We start from the raw sequence: 18,830 nt of genomic DNA, 5'->3' as shown, positions 1-18,830 counted from the left end.
ATTACGCGTTACGGATCAGTTCAACACCACCGCGCCACGTTTTTCCAGCTTGCGACGGCGTGCGACCAGCAGACCGGCAGCCACCACCATCAGGCTCAGCAGGCCAGTCGCGAGGATCTCCACGCGATGCGCTTCCTGGAACAGCATGATCGTCAGGGCCGCGACGATGAAGATGATCACCGCGTAGGTCAGGCCCGGGAACAGCCACATGCTGAAGACGATTTTCTCGCCGCGTGCCATGCGCTGTTTGCGCATACGCAGTTGCGAGAAGGCGATTACCAGGTACACCAACAGTGCGATCGCGCCGGAGCTGGCCAGCAGGAACTCGAACACGGCGGCCGGGGCCACGTAGTTGGCGAACGTGCAGAGGAACGCTGCGCCAGTCGACAACATCACCGCCCAGTAAGGCGTGCCGCTTTTGTTGGTGCGGGTCGACATGGCCGGGGCATCGCCACGCTTGCCGAGGGAGAAGAGCATGCGCGACGAGGTGTAGAGCGCTGAGTTCAGGCAGCTGGTCACCGCGACCAGAACGACGATGTCGACGATCATTTTCGCGTTAGGAATGCCCATGCGCTCAAGCACGGTCTGGTAGGAACCGAGGTTGGCCAGCGTAGGATCGTTCCACGGCACCAAGGCCACAACGATGAAGATCGACACGAGATAGAACAAGCCGATCCGCCAGATCACCGAGTTGGTGGCCTTGGAGATTTGCTTGCCCGGGTTCTTCGATTCCGCGGCCGCGATGGTCACGATCTCGGTACCCATGAAGGAGAACATGGTGGTCAGGATTGCACCCAGCACCGCGCCCATGCCGTTTGGCAGGAAGCCGCCGCTGTCGAACAGGTGCGACACACCGCTGACCTGGCTGTTCGGCAGGAAGCCGAAAATGGCGGCAAGACCAAGGCCGATAAAGCCGATGATCGCCAGCACTTTAATCAGCGCAAACCAGAATTCGAACTCGCCGTAATTCTTCACGCTGAACAGGTTGGTGACCGTGAGCAACATGGTGATGATCAGCGCGAAAGCCCAAATGCCTACGCCCGGGAACCATGCGTGGAGGATGGTCGCGGCGGCATTGGCTTCCAGCGGAATCACCAACACCCAGAACCACCAGTACAACCAGCCGATGGTGAAACCGGCCCAGTGCCCGATGGCACGGTCGGCGTAAGTCGAGAACGAACCGGTGTCCGGCGAGGCAACAGCCATTTCGCCGAGCATGCGCATCACTAACACCACCAGGGTACCGGCGGCGGCGTAAGCCAGCAGCACGGCAGGGCCGGCGGCAGCGATGGCGTGGCCGGAGCCAACGAACAGACCGGCGCCGATCACACCGGCGATCGACAACATGGTCACATGACGCGGTTTGAGCCCTTGTTCAAGGCCATTGGAGCTTGGGGTACTGCTCATCGAAACTACCTTTGCGAGGAAAGCGATTCAGTCCGTCCTGTCTGGTGTGTTCTTTCTCGTAAAAAGAAACCAACAGGGCGTTCCGGATTCTGCACGCAATAAATGCGCCAAAATGTTTCAAAGTCTTCTGGATCGCGGCTTTGCGTGCGACCGGACGGTCATCGCAAGTCCTTGAGATTAATGGCTATTCGCCAGAACGTTACCCTGCGACTCACTTTCAAGACAAATCAGCGCACCAGAAACACACTGAAAAAGTGTGGGATGCACAATAAAAGAGCGAATCCTGTACGTTCGGCCGGATAGCGCTTCCAACACCCCGCCAAAGCTGGCAACATCGCGCCTTTTTTTACGCGACACCCACGGGTTTGCACGATCAAACACCCGTTCGGTTGTTGATGGGGCGACAGTCTGCTGTGCCGATGCGACAACCTGCCACATGCCACCCGTTAACCGCTCGTAGCGCTGTTGGCTGCCATTGAAACGCTATGCTAGCTTGGCCGCCTCGCCAGGAAGGCCACCCAACAGCTGGAGCGCAACATATATGAGGAACGCACATGGCTGAGGCCACGCCCGCGCTTGAAATCCGCAACTTGCACAAACGCTACGGACAGCTTGAGGTGCTCAAAGGCATCTCGCTGACCGCCCGCGACGGCGATGTGATCTCGATCCTCGGTTCCTCCGGTTCCGGCAAGTCCACGTTCCTGCGTTGCATCAACCTGCTGGAAAACCCGCACCAGGGCCAGATTCTGGTGGCCGGTGAAGAACTCAAGCTCAAGGCTGCCAAGAATGGCGAACTGGTTGCCGCCGACGGCAAACAGATCAATCGCCTGCGCTCCGAGATTGGTTTTGTGTTTCAAAACTTTAATCTGTGGCCGCACATGAGCATCCTCGACAACATCATCGAGGCACCGCGCCGCGTGCTCGGCCAAAGCAAAGCCGAAGCCATCGAAGTCGCCGAAGCGCTGCTGGCCAAGGTCGGCATCTCCGACAAACGCCATGCGTACCCGGCGCAATTGTCCGGCGGTCAGCAACAACGCGCGGCGATTGCCCGCACGCTGGCGATGCAACCGAAGGTGATTCTGTTCGACGAGCCCACCTCGGCGCTTGACCCGGAAATGGTTCAGGAAGTACTTAGTGTCATCCGCGCGTTGGCCGAAGAAGGCCGCACCATGCTGCTCGTGACCCACGAAATGGGCTTCGCCCGTCAGGTCTCCAGCGAAGTGGTGTTCCTTCACCAAGGCCTTATAGAAGAGCAAGGATCGCCACAGCAGGTGTTCGAAAACCCGCTTTCGGCGCGCTGCAAACAATTCATGTCCAGCAACCGCTAACGGAGCAACATGCATGCAGAACTATAAAAAGGTCTTCCTGGCCGCCGCCGTCACCCTCGCGTTCAGCGCCGGTGCCATGGCTGAAACCCTGAAGATGGGCATCGAAGCGGCTTACCCGCCGTTCAACAACAAAGACGCCAGCGGCAACGTGGTCGGCTTCGACAAAGACATCGGCGACGCCCTGTGCGCAAAGATGAAAGTCGAATGCAGCGTGGTCACGTCCGACTGGGACGGCATCATTCCGGCCCTGAACGCGAAGAAGTTCGACTTCCTGATCTCCTCGCTGTCGATCACCGAAGAGCGCAAAGGCGCGGTCGATTTCACCGACCCGTACTACTCGAACAAGCTGCAGTTCATCGCACCGAAAAACGTCGACTTCAAAACCGACAAGGACTCGCTGAAAGGCAAGACCATCGGTACTCAGCGTGCAACCCTGGCCGGTACCTGGCTGGAAGACACCTACGCCGATGACATCAAAGTCAGCCTCTACGACACCCAGGAAAACGCCTACCTCGACCTGACCTCCGGTCGTGTCGACGCGATCCTCGCCGACAAGTACGCCAACTATGACTGGCTGAAAAGCGACGCGGGCAAGAACTACGAGTTCAAAGGTGACCCGGTCGTAGAAAGCGACAAGATCGGCATCGCTGTGCGCAAAGGCGACCCACTGCGTGAGAAGTTGAACGCTGCCCTGAAGGAAATCGTCGCCGACGGTACCTACAAGAAGATCAACGACAAGTACTTCCCGTTCAGCATCTACTGATCCTGACCTGTGGGACTGGCGCCGTGATGCAACGGCGCCGGCTCCCGACTTTGCCTGCCGCAATTTGAACAGAATTCCATGATTATCGACCTCTACGGATTCGGCCCGGCCCTCGCTGCCGGCGCGCTGATGACCGTCCAACTGGCCCTCACGGCCCTGTGCCTGGGACTGGTGCTCGGTCTGCTCGGCGCCTTGGCCAAGACTTCCCCGTACAAGCCGCTGCAATGGCTTGGCGGCACTTATTCGACCCTCGTGCGTGGCGTCCCGGAATTGCTCTGGGTGCTGTTGATCTACTTCGGTACGGTCAACCTGATGCGCGCCCTCGGTGAGTTCTTCGGCAACCCCGACCTGCAACTCAACGCCTTCGCCGCCGGTGTGATCGCTCTGGGCCTGTGCTTCGGCGCTTACGCCACGGAAGTGTTCCGTGGTGCAATCCTCGCCATTCCCAAAGGCCACCGTGAGGCCGGCCAGGCCCTGGGCCTGTCGAAATGGCGGATCTTCACCCGGTTGATCATGCCGCAGATGTGGCGCATCGCCCTGCCCGGTCTGGGCAATCTGTTCATGATCCTGATGAAAGACACCGCGCTGGTCTCGGTGATCGGCCTGGAAGAAATCATGCGTCACGCGCAAATCGGCGTGACCGTGTCGAAACAACCGTTCACCTTCTATATGGTCGCCGCGATCATGTACCTGGGCCTGACCGTGCTGGCGATGACCGGCATGCACTTCCTGGAAAAACGCGCCGCTCGCGGCTTTGCGAGGAGCGCTTAAATGAACTGGGAAGTCATCATCAAGTGGCTGCCGAAACTGGCGCAGGGCGCGACCCTGACTCTGGAACTGGTGGCCATCGCTGTCATCGCCGGTTTGCTGCTGGCGATTCCGCTAGGCATCGCCCGCTCTTCGAAGCTGTGGTACGTGCGCTCGCTGCCTTACGCGTACATCTTCTTTTTCCGTGGCACGCCACTTTTGGTTCAGTTATTTCTGGTTTATTACGGTTTGGCGCAGTTCGACGCGGTGCGTGCAAGTGCGTTGTGGCCGTACCTGCGCGATCCGTTCTGGTGCGCCACGGTGACCATGACCCTGCACACGGCGGCGTACATCGCCGAGATTCTGCGCGGGGCGATTCAGGCGATTCCGCCGGGCGAGATCGAAGCGGCGCGGGCCTTGGGCATGTCCAAGCCGAAAGCGATGTTCTACATCATCCTTCCGCGCGCGGCGCGCATCGGCCTGCCGGCCTACAGCAACGAAGTGATCCTGATGCTCAAGGCCAGTGCGCTGGCCAGTACCGTGACCTTGCTGGAACTGACCGGCATGGCGCGCACGATCATTGCGCGCACCTATCTGCCGGTGGAAATCTTTTTCGCGGCGGGCGTGTTCTATCTGCTGATGGCTTACGTGCTGGTGCGCGGCTTCAAGCTGCTGGAGCGCTGGCTGCGCGTCGATGCCTGCCAAGGGCGTTGATTCTTCCTACGTGCTGACGGGCGAGGACTTACTCGCCCGCTTCACCGCGCTGGATGCTTTTTTGATTGAGCATCAGGCGCTGTGGAAACCTCGACCGTTCACTCACCTTTCGCTTGCTTGGGAAGCGTCCTACCCGGAATTGTCCTCGTGGCTACGCGGGCGGTCGCTGGAAGACGCGGAAAACGCTCATAACCACCCTGCTGATCTTGCTGATGCGCCGGAGCCGTTTGCTTCATTGGCGGCGTTGTCGGCTGAGTTGAGCGTGGTTGGCGAGTTGCCGGGACATGCGCTGGAAGCTGCGGGGCATCGCTTGAATGTCGATGTACCGGGGCGCAAGTGGCAGCAGATCGAGGCGTTTACCAGCCGTTTGGCTTTTGCCTCGCAGCCGATGCATTGGCTGGACTGGTGCTCTGGCAAGGGGCATTTGGGGCGACGCTTGTTGGGCGCGGGGCAGCAACTGACTTGCGTTGAATACGATCCTTTATTGGTCGCCAGCGGTCAGGCGTTAAGTCAGCGTCATCACTTGCACGCTTTGCATGTGGAACAGGACGTACTGGCGACGAACGCCTCTGCGGTATTGAGCGCGAACCACACGCCCGTCGCCCTCCACGCCTGCGGTGATCTGCATGTGCGCTTGATGCAACTGGCCAGCGCTGCCGGTTGTCAACGAATGGCGATCGCGCCCTGCTGCTACAACCGCATCAGTCGTTGCGAATATCAGGCCTTGTCCTGCGCAGGATCGGCATCGCTCCTACAACTCTCGCTGGAAGATCTGGCGCTGCCGATGAGCGAAACCGTCACCGCCGGCGCACGCGTCCGACGTCAGCGTGACACCTCGATGGCCCGACGCCTCGCCTTCGACCTGCTGCAACGGCAAGTGCGCGGCGTCGATGAGTATTTGCCAACGCCATCGTTGCCCAGCGCTTGGCTGGACAAACCGTTCGCCGATTACTGCCGCGATCTGGCCGACCTCAAACAGTTATCCACAATCGGCACGCCAGACTGGGCCGCACTGGAAGCGGCGGGATGGCAACGACTGGCCGAAGTGCGCAACCTGGAACTGCTGCGCGGATTATTCCGACGACCACTGGAGCTTTGGCTGAACCTCGATCGGGCACTTTTCCTCACCGAACAGGGATACGCCGTACGCCTCGGCACTTTCTGCGAATCAGCGCTTACTCCGCGCAATTTCCTGTTGTTGGCCGAACGCGAATAAACCACCGCCAGCCTGTGGATAACTCTGTTGATGAATTTTACTCGGATCCAATATCTACGCCTGTTTCGGTGCTGATACAGCTCTGGTCATTTTTTGTTCACATAAAGAAAAAACCAATAAAACAGGGATTTGCGAACAAAATGAGAACGCGTCCACAAAAACCGGCCTAAGCACGTCCTCACGGTGCTCGGTTGTGCATAAGCCGCCAATCAAAACGACATAACCGCCGAAAATCGCAGCGCTCAGCGGCCTTATCACCCATGCCCAAGACTGAAAATGGGCTCCTCGATAATTAACGTCTGAACCTGGCGAACGCGACGCCCAACACCACCTCGCGACCGCCCTGCACCACGCTGAACACGCAGAAGCGCAGCCATTCGCCCGGCGAAACAGTCGCATCGGGCGGACGGTGCAAACGCTGCGAAATGTAATGCGCAGGGCCTGATTTTCAGAGATGCAAAAATAGTCTGAATTCAGGGGTTTACAGAAATTATCCAGTCGCTATAATCGTCGCCCACACGCCGGTATAGCTCAGTTGGTAGAGCAACTGACTTGTAATCAGTAGGTCCCGGGTTCGACTCCTGGTGCCGGCACCATACAAAACAAAGCCCCTGCAGAAATGCAGGGGCTTTGTTGTTTCTGCGGTGTTTATATTTGACATACAGACTCCAGTCTGTCCTGCTGGAATTGCTCCAGTTCATCGACCATCGCTGATCTCCTCGTTTTGCCAATCGCGGTGTGCCGGTGATCGCCACCCTTTCCCACGCATCCCACTTGCTGCACATTTCACGACTGCTCACTGCGGACTCCTCAGTCGGGCGCAATGCTGATCTTCACGCCTATGCCTCGCAATATTTGCAGGAATTGAGCAAGGCGCTGATCGATGATGTTGTGAAAGTAATGGATGCGCTGCCGGACAAGCCGTTGATGTAAATCAGCCACGTGAAGTCCTCGCTGATGCGAGGGCTTTTTGCGTTTCAGACCTGACTGATTTCAAACACAAACGAAATCTTCTGCTGACTCACACTCCACACATAGCGTAAATGTTTGCCCTGCTTCGGAATCGATAGCGCTGGCGGCCGAAACGCGGCGACGCATTCATGGCCCGGCGATCGAACGCTGTTATAGAGCAGTCCCCACGATTCGGTTTCGCGCAGTTGCCGGGCGAAAACCTGAGACGGCTCATAAGCCTCAGGATCCGGATTGTGCAGTTCGGGATGATCGTGACGAATGTCGTGTAACGGTTTAACCACCCGATTGACGTAAGTGCGCATGGTCAACTCAAGATCCGCTTCCTGAGTCGCCGCCAGAAATCGCTCCTGGTGATAACAGGTCTCGGCGATGGCAGCCGCCTGACTGCTTGCGGCGTAGTAAACGCCGAAGGTGCCGTCGCAGAAACGGCTGCGTTTGCCGATATGAGTAAACGCAGCCATCACCGGAGTCGAGCCGGGGCCGGAGAGTCGATCTTCGGGGCGCACTCGGGCGAGAACGCCGGCCTGCTCTATCAATCGATCATTGGTCAGCGCCTCAATCGCGTAGGCGATTTCCAGGTCTTCGGGATCGAGCACATCTTCAAACAGCGCAATCGGCGGGAAGCTGCTGTTGACGATCCGATAGGCTCGCGGCCACGCCACATCCACTAACTCTGGCACCTTCAACCGCGCACCCCATCGAGGTAGCGGCGCACATCGGCGATGTCGACCACGCGTCCGGCGAGCATGTAATCCAGCGCCGTTTGCCCATTGAACGGCGCCGCCGTGTTAGGGCTGCTGACCCACGTGTAAGCGCGCTCGCGGCTGTTGCTGAAGATGATGCTCAGCGCCTTGTGAATGCCCATCAGGTAGGAGATGCGCTCAAGGGTGTCGTTGGGCAGACGGATATTCGGCAGGTGTTTGTATTTATAGAACGTGGTGTTGCCGACGCCGCCCAGCAATGTGCGTTGCTGCTCGGCGCTGCAGCCCCAGCGCTCCATGAGGTTGAAGAAGAACTTCAACGCGACGCGACCGGCTTCGGGGGCGTCGAGTTGTTCGCGTGGGGTGAGGGCTTGGGATGAGGTAGTCATTGCGCCTCTCCTGATTTGTCTTGCTTTGATACTAGTACAGATATGAACCAAACTATAAATGTGATTCGCAAGCGTAGAAACAATGACCTGGCTTTTAATTGACAGTTTTACTCGCGATGCCGAGAATCGGCCCAAGAGCGCGAAACCGACTGCCATCAGGTGGCGTTAGTCGGCGTTAGGAACCCCACTGATGACCTGAAGATCAGCGTCCGGGTGAGACCTCTTTCCCTGTTTGGGGAGTAAAAAAAGACCGACAGCGATGTCGGTTTTTTATTGCCTGGATTATTTGAGCACTCCGTCGGCTGACTCGAATCGCTGCAAAATAGTTAGTGCTTCCAACATCGCTTGAGCAGTCTTCTCCGAAGAGATTCGTGCAACGGAAGGCCGCTCTCGAATCTCCATGACCTGGTGCTGCCGGGTGCCATTTGGGCAGTCCAGATCAACCGCTTCTTGTGATGCACTCACTTCGCTTACCTCATTCAGATCCGCAGCCACATAGGCTTGATGCCTTCCCACTGCTACTTCATCTGCTTTGACGAGTCACCGCAATCAGCTCCATCGCAATTTCGCTTAAGACGCATCCACGTATTTCGCAGGCCAAAACCACTAACGTTGTCAGCCTTTTCCCACTGAAAAATCACTGCCTTGCACCAAAACCAAGCACTTTTTTTGACCCCCATCACCCCCCTTCCCCCAAAAACCCCGATCCTGTGTCAGCCTCCAGCCATCGGCGGGGACATCAATTCGCTACTAAACCCGCGACAACTATGCTCAGGTACAGGAATATACCCAGCATATGGCCGCCGAACCGGCAGTCTCGTAAACAACAATACCCAGCCCACTTTAGAGGGCATTACCCATGGATAGCAGAACCTTACGCAACCTGATGCGCATCGTGCAGACCGGCTCTTTGTCGGCCGCAGCCGAGCATTCGTGCCTGACTGTGCAGGCATTGGCCGCGCAGTTGAACAAGGTCGAAGAGCAGTTCGGTTTCCGCTTGTTTCGTCGTTCCAACAAAGGGCTGACGCTGACGCCGCAAGGCACTGAGCTGACGCCGTATATGGACAAAGTGCTGATTGCCACGCGACAGATGGAAGAAAAGGTCGAGGCGCTGAAGGTGCCGGGCCAGCGGACGTTGAAGGTGGCGTTGAACAACACGTTGTCGACTGACTTCAACCGGCGAATGATCGGGCGCCTGATTGAGGTGTTTCCCGATTATCAGATGGAATTCAGCTACGCCGAGTCGATGGAAAATCTCAGCAAGTTGAAGAACGAAGACTTTGACCTCGCGGTGCTGATCGGCCCGCAGCGTCCGGGTTTGCCGAGCATTGTCTTGCCCGAAGTGCAGGTGCAGGTGGTCGGCGCGCATTGCGGGCAGGAGAACGATCCGCTGACGTTGCTGGGCAACAAGTTTCAGGTACGTCCTGCAGAAGATTGTCCGTATTCCCACAGCTTTTTGCGTTTTCTCGACGCTGGGCTGGGCAATCACGAGAACGGTCAGCGCATGGTCTATTCATGCAGCGAGACGCTGACGTTGTCCTTGATCACGCAGATGGACGCGGTCGGCATGGTCTCGCGTGAGGCTGCGCAGAAAAACGGCCTGACGATTTTCCCGGGGTTCGAGGACTTCCTCGAAGTGCGCCTGGCGGTGAACAACTCGGAGTTGTCGCGCCAGGCACTCAGCGATGTTGTCGATCTGCCGTTACATGAACGAGCCGAGCGCAATGTACGCAGCCGTCCCAACCGCCACACTGAGAAAGAGGTTTTTGCTGAAATACGCACATAACAACGTCGGAATCGCGGCATAGAATTCCGGGCGGTCGAGCTGTATGTGCTGATCCTTGATCAACAAGGGAGTCAGGCTGATCGCAGCGACGATCGCCACCGGCAGGTATTCCAGCGCCCGCGCGACAAATGGCGGCCAGTGCTCGGTATTGATTTGCAGTGGCAAGGCGCGTGGCAGAAAGGTCACGGCCATCATCAGCACCACTACCAGAATCAGGAACGTTTGGTCAGGCATACACCCACTCCGCAGCCCACAAACGTGGCGATAAACACATTAAACGGCGAGCTGCCGACCAGGCTCAGGGCGCCCATGCAGATCACCGCAGCCGCAGCGGCGATCAGTTTGTTGCGCGTGTTGCACAGCGACACCAGCACGTAGAGCATCATCGCCGTCAGTGCGTAGTCGAGCTGATATTTGATCAGGTGCGCCGCGTACTGTGCGCAAACTGCGCCGAGCAATCCGCCGAGCACCCACGAGGTGTGGCAGAACAGGTTGAAACCGATCAGATAGCGCACGTTGACCGGCGCGCCGGTGCCGAGTTTCACACTGTGGAAGGCGAAGGATTCATCGGTCAGGCCACCGGCGTAAGCCCAACGTTCCATGCGGCTCAAACCGAGCGCGCGCAGGGCTTTGGCCATGTACACCGACATCAACATGTGCCGCGCGTTGATCAAAAAAGTGGTCAGCACAATGGTGGTCAGCGACGCGCCGCTGGAGATCAGCGCCAGCGCGGCGAATTGCGAAGCGCCGGCATAGACGAACAGGCACATCGCCACCGGCAGCCACATCGGCAACCCGGCGTTGACGGCCATCAGCCCGAACACAAACGACACCGTGAAGTAGCCGGCGACGACCGGGCTGGCTTCGGCAAATGTGCGCGATGGCTGATGGCTGACCATCAGCGGCGCACTGCCGGACCGTTCATTCATAGATCCCTCTCAAATGTCCGTTCGCCGTGGGGCTCGCAAAAACCCTGGGAAGTCCAAAAACGCTTGCCCGCGAGGTTAGCATCGTCGACGAACAGAAACATCCGCAACACGCCGACACGCTTCATGTCGGACGACGCCGCTTCAACCAGACGCTGACCGACGCCCTGGCTGCGATAGCGCGGGCTGACGGCCAGATGATTGATCGTGCCGCGACTGCCGAGCATGCCGCCAAGCACCGCGCCGACGATTTCGCCGGCGACGTCGAAGGCGAGATACGACGTGGTGGTTTTCTGGATCAGCACGCCGCGCAGGCACTTGGCGTCCTGCCATTCGCAGAAAGACACTTCGTCGAACTGGCGGAAGAAGCGCTCCATGCGCTGCGCATCCTTGGCCGTGGCGCGTCGCAGCACCACAGGCGTCGAGCACTCGACGCCATCGATTGGGGTGATCTGATTAGCGAACAATGTCGAAAGCGGTCCCGGGCCGCGAGAAAGAAATCGCCAGAATCTGCCGATACGCCATGGCATGGGTGTGCGTGTTGCGCGCAGGCGTCACGTAGTGGCGCATGTCGCGGTCGAGGAAGTAAGTGGTGTCGAGAATTTCCTTGTAAGTGGTCGACGCCAGTGGATGCTCGTGGATGTCGTACAGACGACTCTCGGCACCCTCGACGTTGTTGCGGCCCCAGAAGTGCACACCGCTGAACGGGTAACCGTCGCAGTGAATCCCTTCCGGAGTAATTTCCAGTTGTTTGCCGGGTTTGATCTCGATACGGATCTGATGGATCTGGCACTGCCAGATTTCATCGTGCAACTCTTCCGGCAACACACTTTTGTATACTTCAAAATCGGTGTCGATCAGGCTGCGCATCACTGGCGACGAAATCACTTCATCGGAGAAGTCCTGGAAGTGTCGTACCAGGCCGCCGACGTAAGCGTTGTTCTCTTTCGACTGCACGTACGCGCGATGCTCAAGTTGCGTCAGCTCGCGGGTTTTCGGGTTGTACTCGAAGTCGCTGTAACGACGGTAACGCATGCCGGCTTCGGCCTGACCGTAGTAGCTGTCAGGCTCCATGTTTTCCCAACTTTTGGTCAGTCTGACGAAGTCGGCAAAATGACCGTAGAGATTGAAGTCACCACCCTGGACGTTGACAAATTTGTCGCGCCGTAGCGATTCGCCCACTTCTCTGTTCAAAACGATCATTACCCAATTCTCCACTGCGTTGAGCGGCCTAATCTATTAGGTGGAGAATTTGCGTCCATGAGAAAGAATTTCAGGCATTTAAAGCCCTGTTTGAAACGAAGTTTGAAGCGACTTAAAAACTACTTTTACATGACAAAAACATGGTTTTTTTCTGGTTTTCATGGAAAAACCGTCGAAAAAAAACCCCGAGCGAATCGGGGCTTTTTTCAAGTTTTTACACTTAAACGATCATCAGAAGATGTTGATCGGGTAGTCGACGAACACACGCAGCTCGTTGCCGCTGACGTTGTACTCGCTGGACTTCTGCGACACGCGCAGGATCGAGCTGCGCAGTTTCACGCTCAGGTCTTTGGCCGGGCCACTTTGCACGACGTACTTGAACTGGTTGAAGATCTCGCGCTCGGTGCCGCCTTCGCTGGTCGAGGTGGTGATGTTGTCGCCACGCACGTAAGCAACGTTGTAGCTCAGACCCGGCACGCCGAAAGCGCTGAAGTCGAGGCCGTAGCCCAACTGCCAGCTGCGTTCGTCTTCAGCGTTGAAGTCAGACCAGTAGGAGTTGGCCAGGTAGATGGTGTTGCCACCGTCGCCGACACGACCCTGATCTTTCTGATAGCCGCCGTAGGCGTAGCCCAGGTTGCTGTCGCCAGTGGAACGCTGGTGCGCCACGGTGAACGAGTGCGGGCCGGTGACGAAAGTCGCGGCCAGGCTCCAGATCTTGTTGTCGTCGCCGGTTGCACCGCTTTCGCGGACGTAGGAATTGTCCAGCTTGGTGCGGTAGCCATTGAAATCGAGGGTCAGCGATTGATCTTTGTCGATCGGGAACACGTAGTTGGCGTTCACGTATTGCTTCTTCAGCACGTCTTCGACGTCGGAAGCGTACAGCGCCGCTTTGAACTGTTCGGTGAACTGGTAGCTACCGCCCAATACGTTGATCGACTTCAGACCACCGCTGTCACGGCCTTCCGCGCTCTTGCGCGATTCGGCGGTGAAACGACCGGCGTTCAGCTCCAGGCCTTTGATCTCTTTGGAAGTGATCAAAGTACCGGTGTAGCTTTCCGGCAGCAGACGCGAGTTGTCGTAGTTCAGCACCGGCAGGGCCGGCATTTGGTCACCGTACGTCAGAGTGGTGCTGGACAGACGGAATTTGACCGCTGCGCCGCCCTTGGACAGGTCATCGGCCGGAGCGCCGCTGGCGCCCTTCTTGAAGAAGTCGATACCGCCGGCGCCGCTGCGATCTTCGCTGCGTTCCAGGTTCAGTGCGTACAGACCAAAAGCGTCGACGCCGACACCGATGGTGCCTTGGGTGAAGCCGGACGAGAACGTACCGATGGCCGCTTGGCCCCATTCGGATTTGTCGTCGTTACCGTCTTTGTAGTCACGATTGATGTAAGCGTTGCGCAGCAGCACTTTGAGGCTGCTGTCTTCTTGAAAACCCTTGGACTCGGCCTGGTCGTTAGCCATGGCCTGTGTGGCGCTCAACATCCCCAGAGCGATCAGGCTGATTCGCTTGTTCAACATTTTATTTTCCTTATTACGGGTTGAAACGCGCTGTGTCGAACGGCTGAAACGGCGCTTTTGCACTCTTTTTTCATCCCGAAACAAAAAGACCCGCCCACGACCAAGTCGTGGCGGGCCTTCTTATTATTTTGAGTCATGGCGGTTGGCCACAGGCGTTGGGCCGAATCGTAGCCGTGCCCGGAACAATGTGTCAATTTCAAGAATCGTCTTTAAATAGGCGAAATTCGTCTAAGAAACGTAAATTTTGTGATGGCCGGTTGCAAGGAATCGGTAACAACCAGTGATTTTGACGCAGCGCAGAGGAAGATTCTTCAGCGGTTTATCGCGTCCATGATTGCCCTCACGAGTTGGTTTATTTCGCTCAACTAGCGCGTTATACGGGCTACAAGCGCGACATGCACAACATCGAACGCGTCGAAGTGCTCAAGGGCCCGGCCGCTGTGTTGTATGGCCGTGGCAGCCAGGGCGGCATCGTCAACCGCGTGAGCAAGATGCCGGAATTCGGCCGTCGCTCGACGATTGAAGCCCAAGGCAGCAGCGAAGATTTGCGCAGTCTGTACGCCGACCTCAGCACCAATCCGAGCGAAAACATCAGCCTGCGCCTGAACATGGGCAACATGGATGAAAACAGCTTCCGTGATGGTGTCAGTGGCAATCGCCAGTTGTTCGCGCCGTCGATGAGCTGGCAACTGAGCCCGGATCTGAATTGGTTGGTGCAGTATGAATACAGCCGCTACAACCGCACGCCGGATCGCGGTATTCCGGGGGTCAACGGTCGTCCGGCCGATGTCGGGCGCGACACCACTTATGGCAACGATCACGATTTCATCGACGACAAAACCCAGTCGTTGCGCTCGAAGCTCACTTACGAAATAAACGAAAACTGGCAACTGCGCCAGACCCTCGGCGTGTTCAAACTCGACAGTGATTTCGACAACACCTACCTCACCGGTTATGTCCCGGCGACCAACAAGGTCACGCGTCAGCACTGGCAGCAGGATCTGACCACCCGCAACATCTACAACAACATTGAGCTGGAAGGCGGTTTAGACACCGGACGCCGCTGCACAATCACTCGTTCTACGCCTCATGGACTAAAACCTTTTCGCCAGTGGGCGGCGGTCTGATCGGCATCACCCCGGGTGCGGCGGGCAACTCCAATGACCTGAGCCCGGAGCTGACCAAGCAGAAAGAAATCGGCGTGAAGAGCGACTGGCTCGATGATCGCCTGAGCACCACGCTGGCGATCTACGACCTTGAGCTCTACAACCGCCGCACCGCAGATCCAAACGATCCGACCGTGACCGTGCTCACCGGTGTTCAACGTTCACGCGGGATTGAACTGACCGGCACCGGCAAAATCGCCGGTAACTGGTACGTGCGCGGCGGCGTCGGCGTGCAGGACGCGACAATCGAGAAGGACAACAACGGCCTCGAAGGCAAACGCATCAACAACGTCGCCAAGCACAACGGCAGCCTGTTCCTGACCTGGAAACCGGAGATGGGCTGGTATGGCGAAACCGGGCTGACGCTGGTTGGCCAGCGCTATGCCGATAACCTCAATACGACCGTGCTGCCGGGTTATGGGCGTTGGGATGCGCTGGTGGGTTACCGGATGAAAGATTGGGATTTGCGCGGGGCGCTGAACAATATTACTGATCGCGAGTATTACTCGTCGGCGACCAGTGCTGCGCAGATTCAGCCGGGGGCGCCGCGTAGTGTTGTTATGACGGGGACTTATTCGTTCTGACTGCGCGTAAGCCCTTCAGGCTCACAACTAGACGGACGAGAGATAAAGCCTGATTGGTTTTCTGAGTGCGTCTGAATTACATTCAAGCGCACTACCGCTCGTCGGAACTGTCAGATTTTACAGGTGCCGAATGACCCTGTTCGCAGTAGAAACCAGACGAGTTTCTAAAAGTCCTGGAGCGGTGACCTCATGCCAAAAACGTTGAATAAAGAAAATGAATATGGCGGTTGGTTCTCACCCGTAGAGGGTGAGATTTGTGCCTATCCCGTGACGGTAAGTGGTTTCGGCAATGACTATGAAGACGGAGATAGATTCCACATACGTATGAAGCGTAATGGTGTCGATTATGCGGTAGAGGCGGCGTATTTAGTTCCGCCGGGGTCAAACTATAGAACCTTTTCTCTACGGCTTGTGAACCTCCAACTGGGCCCTACCTACATACAAGCTCAAGCGAACCATCCAAACGAGGATGAATGGCTTCCAGATCTCGGGACAATATATGTACTCACACCACCCGAGAAATAAACATGAAAGGCAGAGACAATTAGTTCAATCTTTCGAAATTGAGCAGTATTAGCGCAGCTGATTCACTCCTTCCTACTTTAAACTTCCCAAAAAAAAGCGCCGCCATCCCGGCAGCGCTTTCACCCATCCCTGTTGTTCTTCTTATCCTTCCAGCACATCCCACAACGCTTCCAGTTCGTCCTCGCTGAACAGGTCAGCGGGGTAGCGCTCGATCATCATCCGGCGCGGATCAGGAACCCTGATCTGACGCGTTCCATTGGATTTCAACCAGTGCGCAACGCGGTGGAGCGATTCGCCGTTAACGGCCATGGGATGCAAAGTCCGCTCGCTGATTACGTTCACTTCGGCGTTCATTTCAGCGCTCTCTCCCCGTTCGTGAGCGGCTACGTTATCCAAGGTTTATGACAGAACGATTGACGTTCTTTTCCCCCTCCCTAGTGCCCCCAGACGAATACAAGAGCTATGCCAATGTTTTGCATTTGTCGACAAGTGGATACAAAAAAGCCCGCCGTCCTTTCGGGCTGCGGGCCTCTGTTCATACATAGCGAGCTAATCATTGCCCGGCTGATTTGGTAATCAACTCAAGCTGTTACGACTCAACTCACTCTTTGTGCGGCGCGGGTTGCTGTTGGGTAAGGCAGTGGATGTTGCCGCCGCCCAGTAACAGTTCGCGACCCGGCACCATGACCACTTCGTGCTGCGGGAACAGGTTCTGCAGAATTTCCAGGGCGGGTGCGTCCATCGGGTCGTCGAAGCTCGGCGCGATGATGCCGCCGTTGACGATCAGGAAGTTCACGTAAGAACCGGCCAGGCGCACGGACGGATTGCGCTCTTGCGTGCCGTCCACCGGATCGACCCCGGCGCACTCTTCTTCGGTCGCATACAGCGGCCCCGGAATCGGCATTTTGTGCACCGTGAACGGGCGACCCTTGGCGTCAGTGCTGCTTTGCAGGACTTTCATCGCAGCCTGGCAGCGCGGGTAGTTCGGATCCTGTGGATCATCAGTCCACGCCAGCAGCACTTCACCCGGACGCACGTAGCAGCAGAAGTTATCCACATGGCCGTCGGTTTCGTCGTTGAACAAACCGTCCGGCAGCCAGATGATTTTATCCACAGACAGATTGGCGCTGAGCACTGCTTCGATCTCTTCGCGACCCAGATGCGGGTTGCGATTGAGGTTCAGCAGGCATTCTTCGGTGGTGATCAGCGTGCCTTCGCCGTCGACGTGAATCGAGCCGCCTTCGAGCACAAAACCTTCAGTGCGATAACGTGGGCTGCGCTCGATCTCGAGGATCTTGCCGCCGACCTGCGAATCACGATTCCACGGCGAATACAGGCCGCCGTCGAAACCGCCCCAAGCGTTGAAGTCCCAGTTCACACCGCGCACTTCGCCGTTGTTATTGATGACGAAGGTCGGGCCGCTGTCGCGTACCCAGGCGTCATCGCTGGACATCTCGACCACGCGGATATTCGGCACGTCCAGGCGGGCGCGGGCGTTTTCGTATTGGCCGGCGGAAACGGCAACAGTCACCGGCTCGAAACGCGCGATGGCTTTGGCCACTGCTGCGTGTGCGGCTTGCGCCGGTTTGCCACCCAGACGCCAGTTGTCCGGGCGCTCGGGCCAGATCATCCAGGTCTGCGTTTGCGGCGCCCACTCGGCCGGCATGTGAAAGCCGTCGGCGCGCGGGGTACTTTTCAATGTGGTCATCGGGATCAGGACTCCAGGGAACCGTCGAGGGTTTTCAACGCGCCGTACAGGTTCGGACGGCGGTCACGGAATGAACCCCACGCGCTGCGAATATGTTCGAGCTCGTCGAGGTTGAAAGTGTGCACAAGAATACCTTCTTCGGTTTTATTCAGCTCCTGCACTTTTTCGCCGAACTGGTTGGCGATGAACGAAGAGCCGTAGAACGTGATGTCGTAGCCGTCCTGTTCTTCGTTGCCGATGCGGTTGCTGGCGATCAACGGCATCAAGTTAGCGCCGGCATGGCCCTGTTGCACGCGCTGCCAGTGATCGCGCGATGAGATGGTCTTGTCGTGCGGTTCGCTGCCGATCGCGGTCGGGTAGAACAGGATTTCCGCCCCTTGCAACGCCATGCTGCGCGCCGCTTCCGGGAACCATTGATCCCAGCAGATGCCCACGCCGATTTTCGCGTAACGGGTGTTCCACACTTTGAAACCGGTGTCGCCCGGGTTGAAGTAATACTTTTCGTGGTAGCCCGGACCGTCCGGAATGTGGCTTTTACGATAAATCCCGAGGTTGCTGCCGTCGGCGTCGATGATTGCGATGCTATTGAAACGCGCGCGGCCGGCCAGCTCGTAGAAGCTGATCGGCAGCACCACTTGCAGCTCTTTGGCGATTTTCTGGAAATGTTTGATCGCGACGTTTTCTTCCACCGTCGTTGCCAGTTGCAGGTAGTCCGGGTTCGGCTTCTGGCAGAAGTACGGCGCCTCGAACAGCTCCTGAATCAGGATGATCTGCGCGCCTTTGGCGGCGGCTTCGCGCACCAGCCTTTCAGCGATTTCGAGGTTGGCTTCCAGATCCCACGAACACGCCATCTGAGTGGCGGCAACGGTAACGATACGGCTCATGAATCATCTCCGGGCAAGTACTTTGACGGTCGACCATTCGACCGAAAAGAAAACGCGCGCACCGGACAGCGAGACGCCATGCCGGAGCAATGGCGACTTTATAGCCGATAAATATCGGCTTTAGAAGCTACGAAAATGCATTTCGTCTAATTTAGCGCACATAAAGCCGATACAAATCGAATTACAACCGTACCCATGTAGGAGCTGCCGAAGGCTGCGATCTTTTGATTTTGCTCTTAAAAATCAAGATCAAAAGATCGCAGCCTTCGGCAGCTCCTACATGGGGTGAGTGG

Annotated in this window: 18 protein-coding genes, 1 tRNA gene and 2 pseudogenes; 10 read left to right on the top strand and 11 right to left on the bottom strand. The window is 57.2% G+C overall.

Going from position 1 to position 18,830, the window contains the following annotated elements:
- Positions 1-15 precede the first annotated feature (15 nt).
- Positions 16-1,407 carry a GABA permease gene (gene gabP / locus QMX93_RS14680; RefSeq protein WP_053116576.1) on the bottom strand — a complete coding sequence of 464 codons (1,392 nt, stop codon included), beginning with the start codon at positions 1,405-1,407 and terminating at the stop codon, positions 16-18.
- A gap of 554 nt (positions 1,408-1,961) precedes the next feature.
- Here gabP and QMX93_RS14675 point away from each other — a divergent pair.
- From QMX93_RS14675 to QMX93_RS14645, 7 genes and pseudogenes are all read left to right on the top strand, one after another.
- Positions 1,962-2,735 (top strand): ABC transporter ATP-binding protein, encoded by a 774-nt coding sequence (locus tag QMX93_RS14675; protein WP_053116575.1) that lies wholly within the window; start codon positions 1,962-1,964, stop codon positions 2,733-2,735.
- A gap of 13 nt (positions 2,736-2,748) precedes the next feature.
- Positions 2,749-3,498, top strand: a complete 750-nt coding sequence (locus QMX93_RS14670) for an ABC transporter substrate-binding protein (RefSeq protein ID WP_053116574.1) — start codon at positions 2,749-2,751, stop codon at positions 3,496-3,498.
- Positions 3,499-3,576: 78 nt separating this feature from the next.
- Positions 3,577-4,269 (top strand): ABC transporter permease, encoded by a 693-nt coding sequence (locus tag QMX93_RS14665; RefSeq protein ID WP_007909165.1) that lies wholly within the window; start codon positions 3,577-3,579, stop codon positions 4,267-4,269.
- Positions 4,270-4,959, top strand: coding sequence for an ABC transporter permease (locus QMX93_RS14660; RefSeq protein ID WP_159815479.1), 690 nt, complete (start codon positions 4,270-4,272; stop codon positions 4,957-4,959).
- On the top strand, positions 4,940-6,175 hold the full coding sequence (locus tag QMX93_RS14655) for a methyltransferase (RefSeq protein WP_282356693.1): 1,236 nt from the start codon (positions 4,940-4,942) through the stop codon (positions 6,173-6,175). Before QMX93_RS14660 ends, QMX93_RS14655 begins: the two co-directional genes overlap by 20 nt.
- Before the next feature lie 520 nt (positions 6,176-6,695).
- Positions 6,696-6,771 (top strand) — tRNA-Thr (locus tag QMX93_RS14650).
- 133 nt (positions 6,772-6,904) lie between these two features.
- Positions 6,905-7,108 (top strand): annotated as a pseudogene (locus QMX93_RS14645) (DUF3077 domain-containing protein); the annotation flags it as partial.
- A gap of 44 nt (positions 7,109-7,152) precedes the next feature.
- On the opposite strand, the gene QMX93_RS14640 reads toward QMX93_RS14645, so the two are convergent.
- Positions 7,153-7,833 (bottom strand): RES family NAD+ phosphorylase, encoded by a 681-nt coding sequence (locus QMX93_RS14640; RefSeq protein WP_282356692.1) that lies wholly within the window; start codon positions 7,831-7,833, stop codon positions 7,153-7,155.
- The gene (locus QMX93_RS14635) at positions 7,830-8,237 is read right to left on the bottom strand and encodes an MbcA/ParS/Xre antitoxin family protein (RefSeq protein ID WP_158830489.1); all 408 of its coding nucleotides are present in this window, start codon (positions 8,235-8,237) and stop codon (positions 7,830-7,832) included. The genes QMX93_RS14640 and QMX93_RS14635 overlap by 4 nt, the downstream gene beginning before the upstream one ends.
- Before the next feature lie 859 nt (positions 8,238-9,096).
- Between QMX93_RS14635 and QMX93_RS14630 the strand changes: the two genes are divergently transcribed.
- Positions 9,097-10,023 carry a LysR family transcriptional regulator gene (locus tag QMX93_RS14630; protein ID WP_053116561.1) on the top strand — a complete coding sequence of 309 codons (927 nt, stop codon included), beginning with the start codon at positions 9,097-9,099 and terminating at the stop codon, positions 10,021-10,023.
- On the opposite strand, the gene QMX93_RS14625 is transcribed toward QMX93_RS14630, so the two are convergent.
- The 5 genes from QMX93_RS14625 to QMX93_RS14605 all read right to left on the bottom strand — a co-directional run bounded on the left by QMX93_RS14625 (position 9,940) and on the right by QMX93_RS14605 (position 13,670).
- Positions 9,940-10,257: an AzlD domain-containing protein gene (locus QMX93_RS14625; protein ID WP_053116560.1), complete on the bottom strand. Its 318-nt coding sequence runs from the start codon at positions 10,255-10,257 to the stop codon at positions 9,940-9,942. The two genes, QMX93_RS14630 and QMX93_RS14625, sit on opposite strands and share 84 nt — an antisense overlap.
- The gene (locus tag QMX93_RS14620) at positions 10,236-10,952 is read right to left on the bottom strand and encodes an AzlC family ABC transporter permease (protein ID WP_282356686.1); all 717 of its coding nucleotides are present in this window, start codon (positions 10,950-10,952) and stop codon (positions 10,236-10,238) included. Before QMX93_RS14620 ends, QMX93_RS14625 begins: the two co-directional genes overlap by 22 nt.
- A complete protein-coding gene (locus tag QMX93_RS14615) occupies positions 10,949-11,326 on the bottom strand; it encodes a GNAT family N-acetyltransferase (RefSeq protein ID WP_282356709.1) in 378 nt (125 codons plus the stop codon). Before QMX93_RS14615 ends, QMX93_RS14620 begins: the two co-directional genes overlap by 4 nt.
- Positions 11,327-11,405: 79 nt before the next feature.
- Positions 11,406-12,152 carry a 2OG-Fe dioxygenase family protein gene (locus tag QMX93_RS14610; protein WP_212544777.1) on the bottom strand — a complete coding sequence of 249 codons (747 nt, stop codon included), beginning with the start codon at positions 12,150-12,152 and terminating at the stop codon, positions 11,406-11,408.
- A gap of 231 nt (positions 12,153-12,383) precedes the next feature.
- Positions 12,384-13,670 (bottom strand): OprD family porin, encoded by a 1,287-nt coding sequence (locus QMX93_RS14605; RefSeq protein ID WP_053116556.1) that lies wholly within the window; start codon positions 13,668-13,670, stop codon positions 12,384-12,386.
- Between the two features lie 389 nt (positions 13,671-14,059).
- On the opposite strand from QMX93_RS14605, the pseudogene QMX93_RS14600 reads away from it, so the two are divergent.
- Positions 14,060-15,420 (top strand): annotated as a pseudogene (locus QMX93_RS14600) (TonB-dependent receptor); the annotation flags it as partial.
- 189 nt (positions 15,421-15,609) lie between these two features.
- Positions 15,610-15,945: a hypothetical protein gene (locus QMX93_RS14595; RefSeq protein WP_282356682.1), complete on the top strand. Its 336-nt coding sequence runs from the start codon at positions 15,610-15,612 to the stop codon at positions 15,943-15,945.
- A 141-nt stretch (positions 15,946-16,086) separates the two neighbouring features.
- On the opposite strand, the gene QMX93_RS14590 is transcribed toward QMX93_RS14595, so the two are convergent.
- The 3 genes from QMX93_RS14590 to aguB all read right to left on the bottom strand — a co-directional run bounded on the left by QMX93_RS14590 (position 16,087) and on the right by aguB (position 18,537).
- Positions 16,087-16,299: a hypothetical protein gene (locus tag QMX93_RS14590; RefSeq protein WP_053116553.1), complete on the bottom strand. Its 213-nt coding sequence runs from the start codon at positions 16,297-16,299 to the stop codon at positions 16,087-16,089.
- A 247-nt stretch (positions 16,300-16,546) separates the two neighbouring features.
- A complete protein-coding gene (aguA, locus tag QMX93_RS14585) occupies positions 16,547-17,653 on the bottom strand; it encodes an agmatine deiminase (RefSeq protein WP_282356681.1) in 1,107 nt (368 codons plus the stop codon).
- A gap of 5 nt (positions 17,654-17,658) precedes the next feature.
- A complete protein-coding gene (aguB, locus tag QMX93_RS14580; RefSeq protein WP_034151905.1) occupies positions 17,659-18,537 on the bottom strand; it encodes an N-carbamoylputrescine amidase in 879 nt (292 codons plus the stop codon).
- Between the last annotated feature and the right edge of the window lie 293 nt (positions 18,538-18,830).

This window comes from Pseudomonas sp. PS01303 (assembly GCF_029959385.1).
Lineage (GTDB): Bacteria > Pseudomonadota > Gammaproteobacteria > Pseudomonadales > Pseudomonadaceae > Aquipseudomonas > Aquipseudomonas rustica.
Note: the sequence above shows the minus strand (reverse complement) of the source record. Positions and strands in the feature narration are given on the sequence as shown.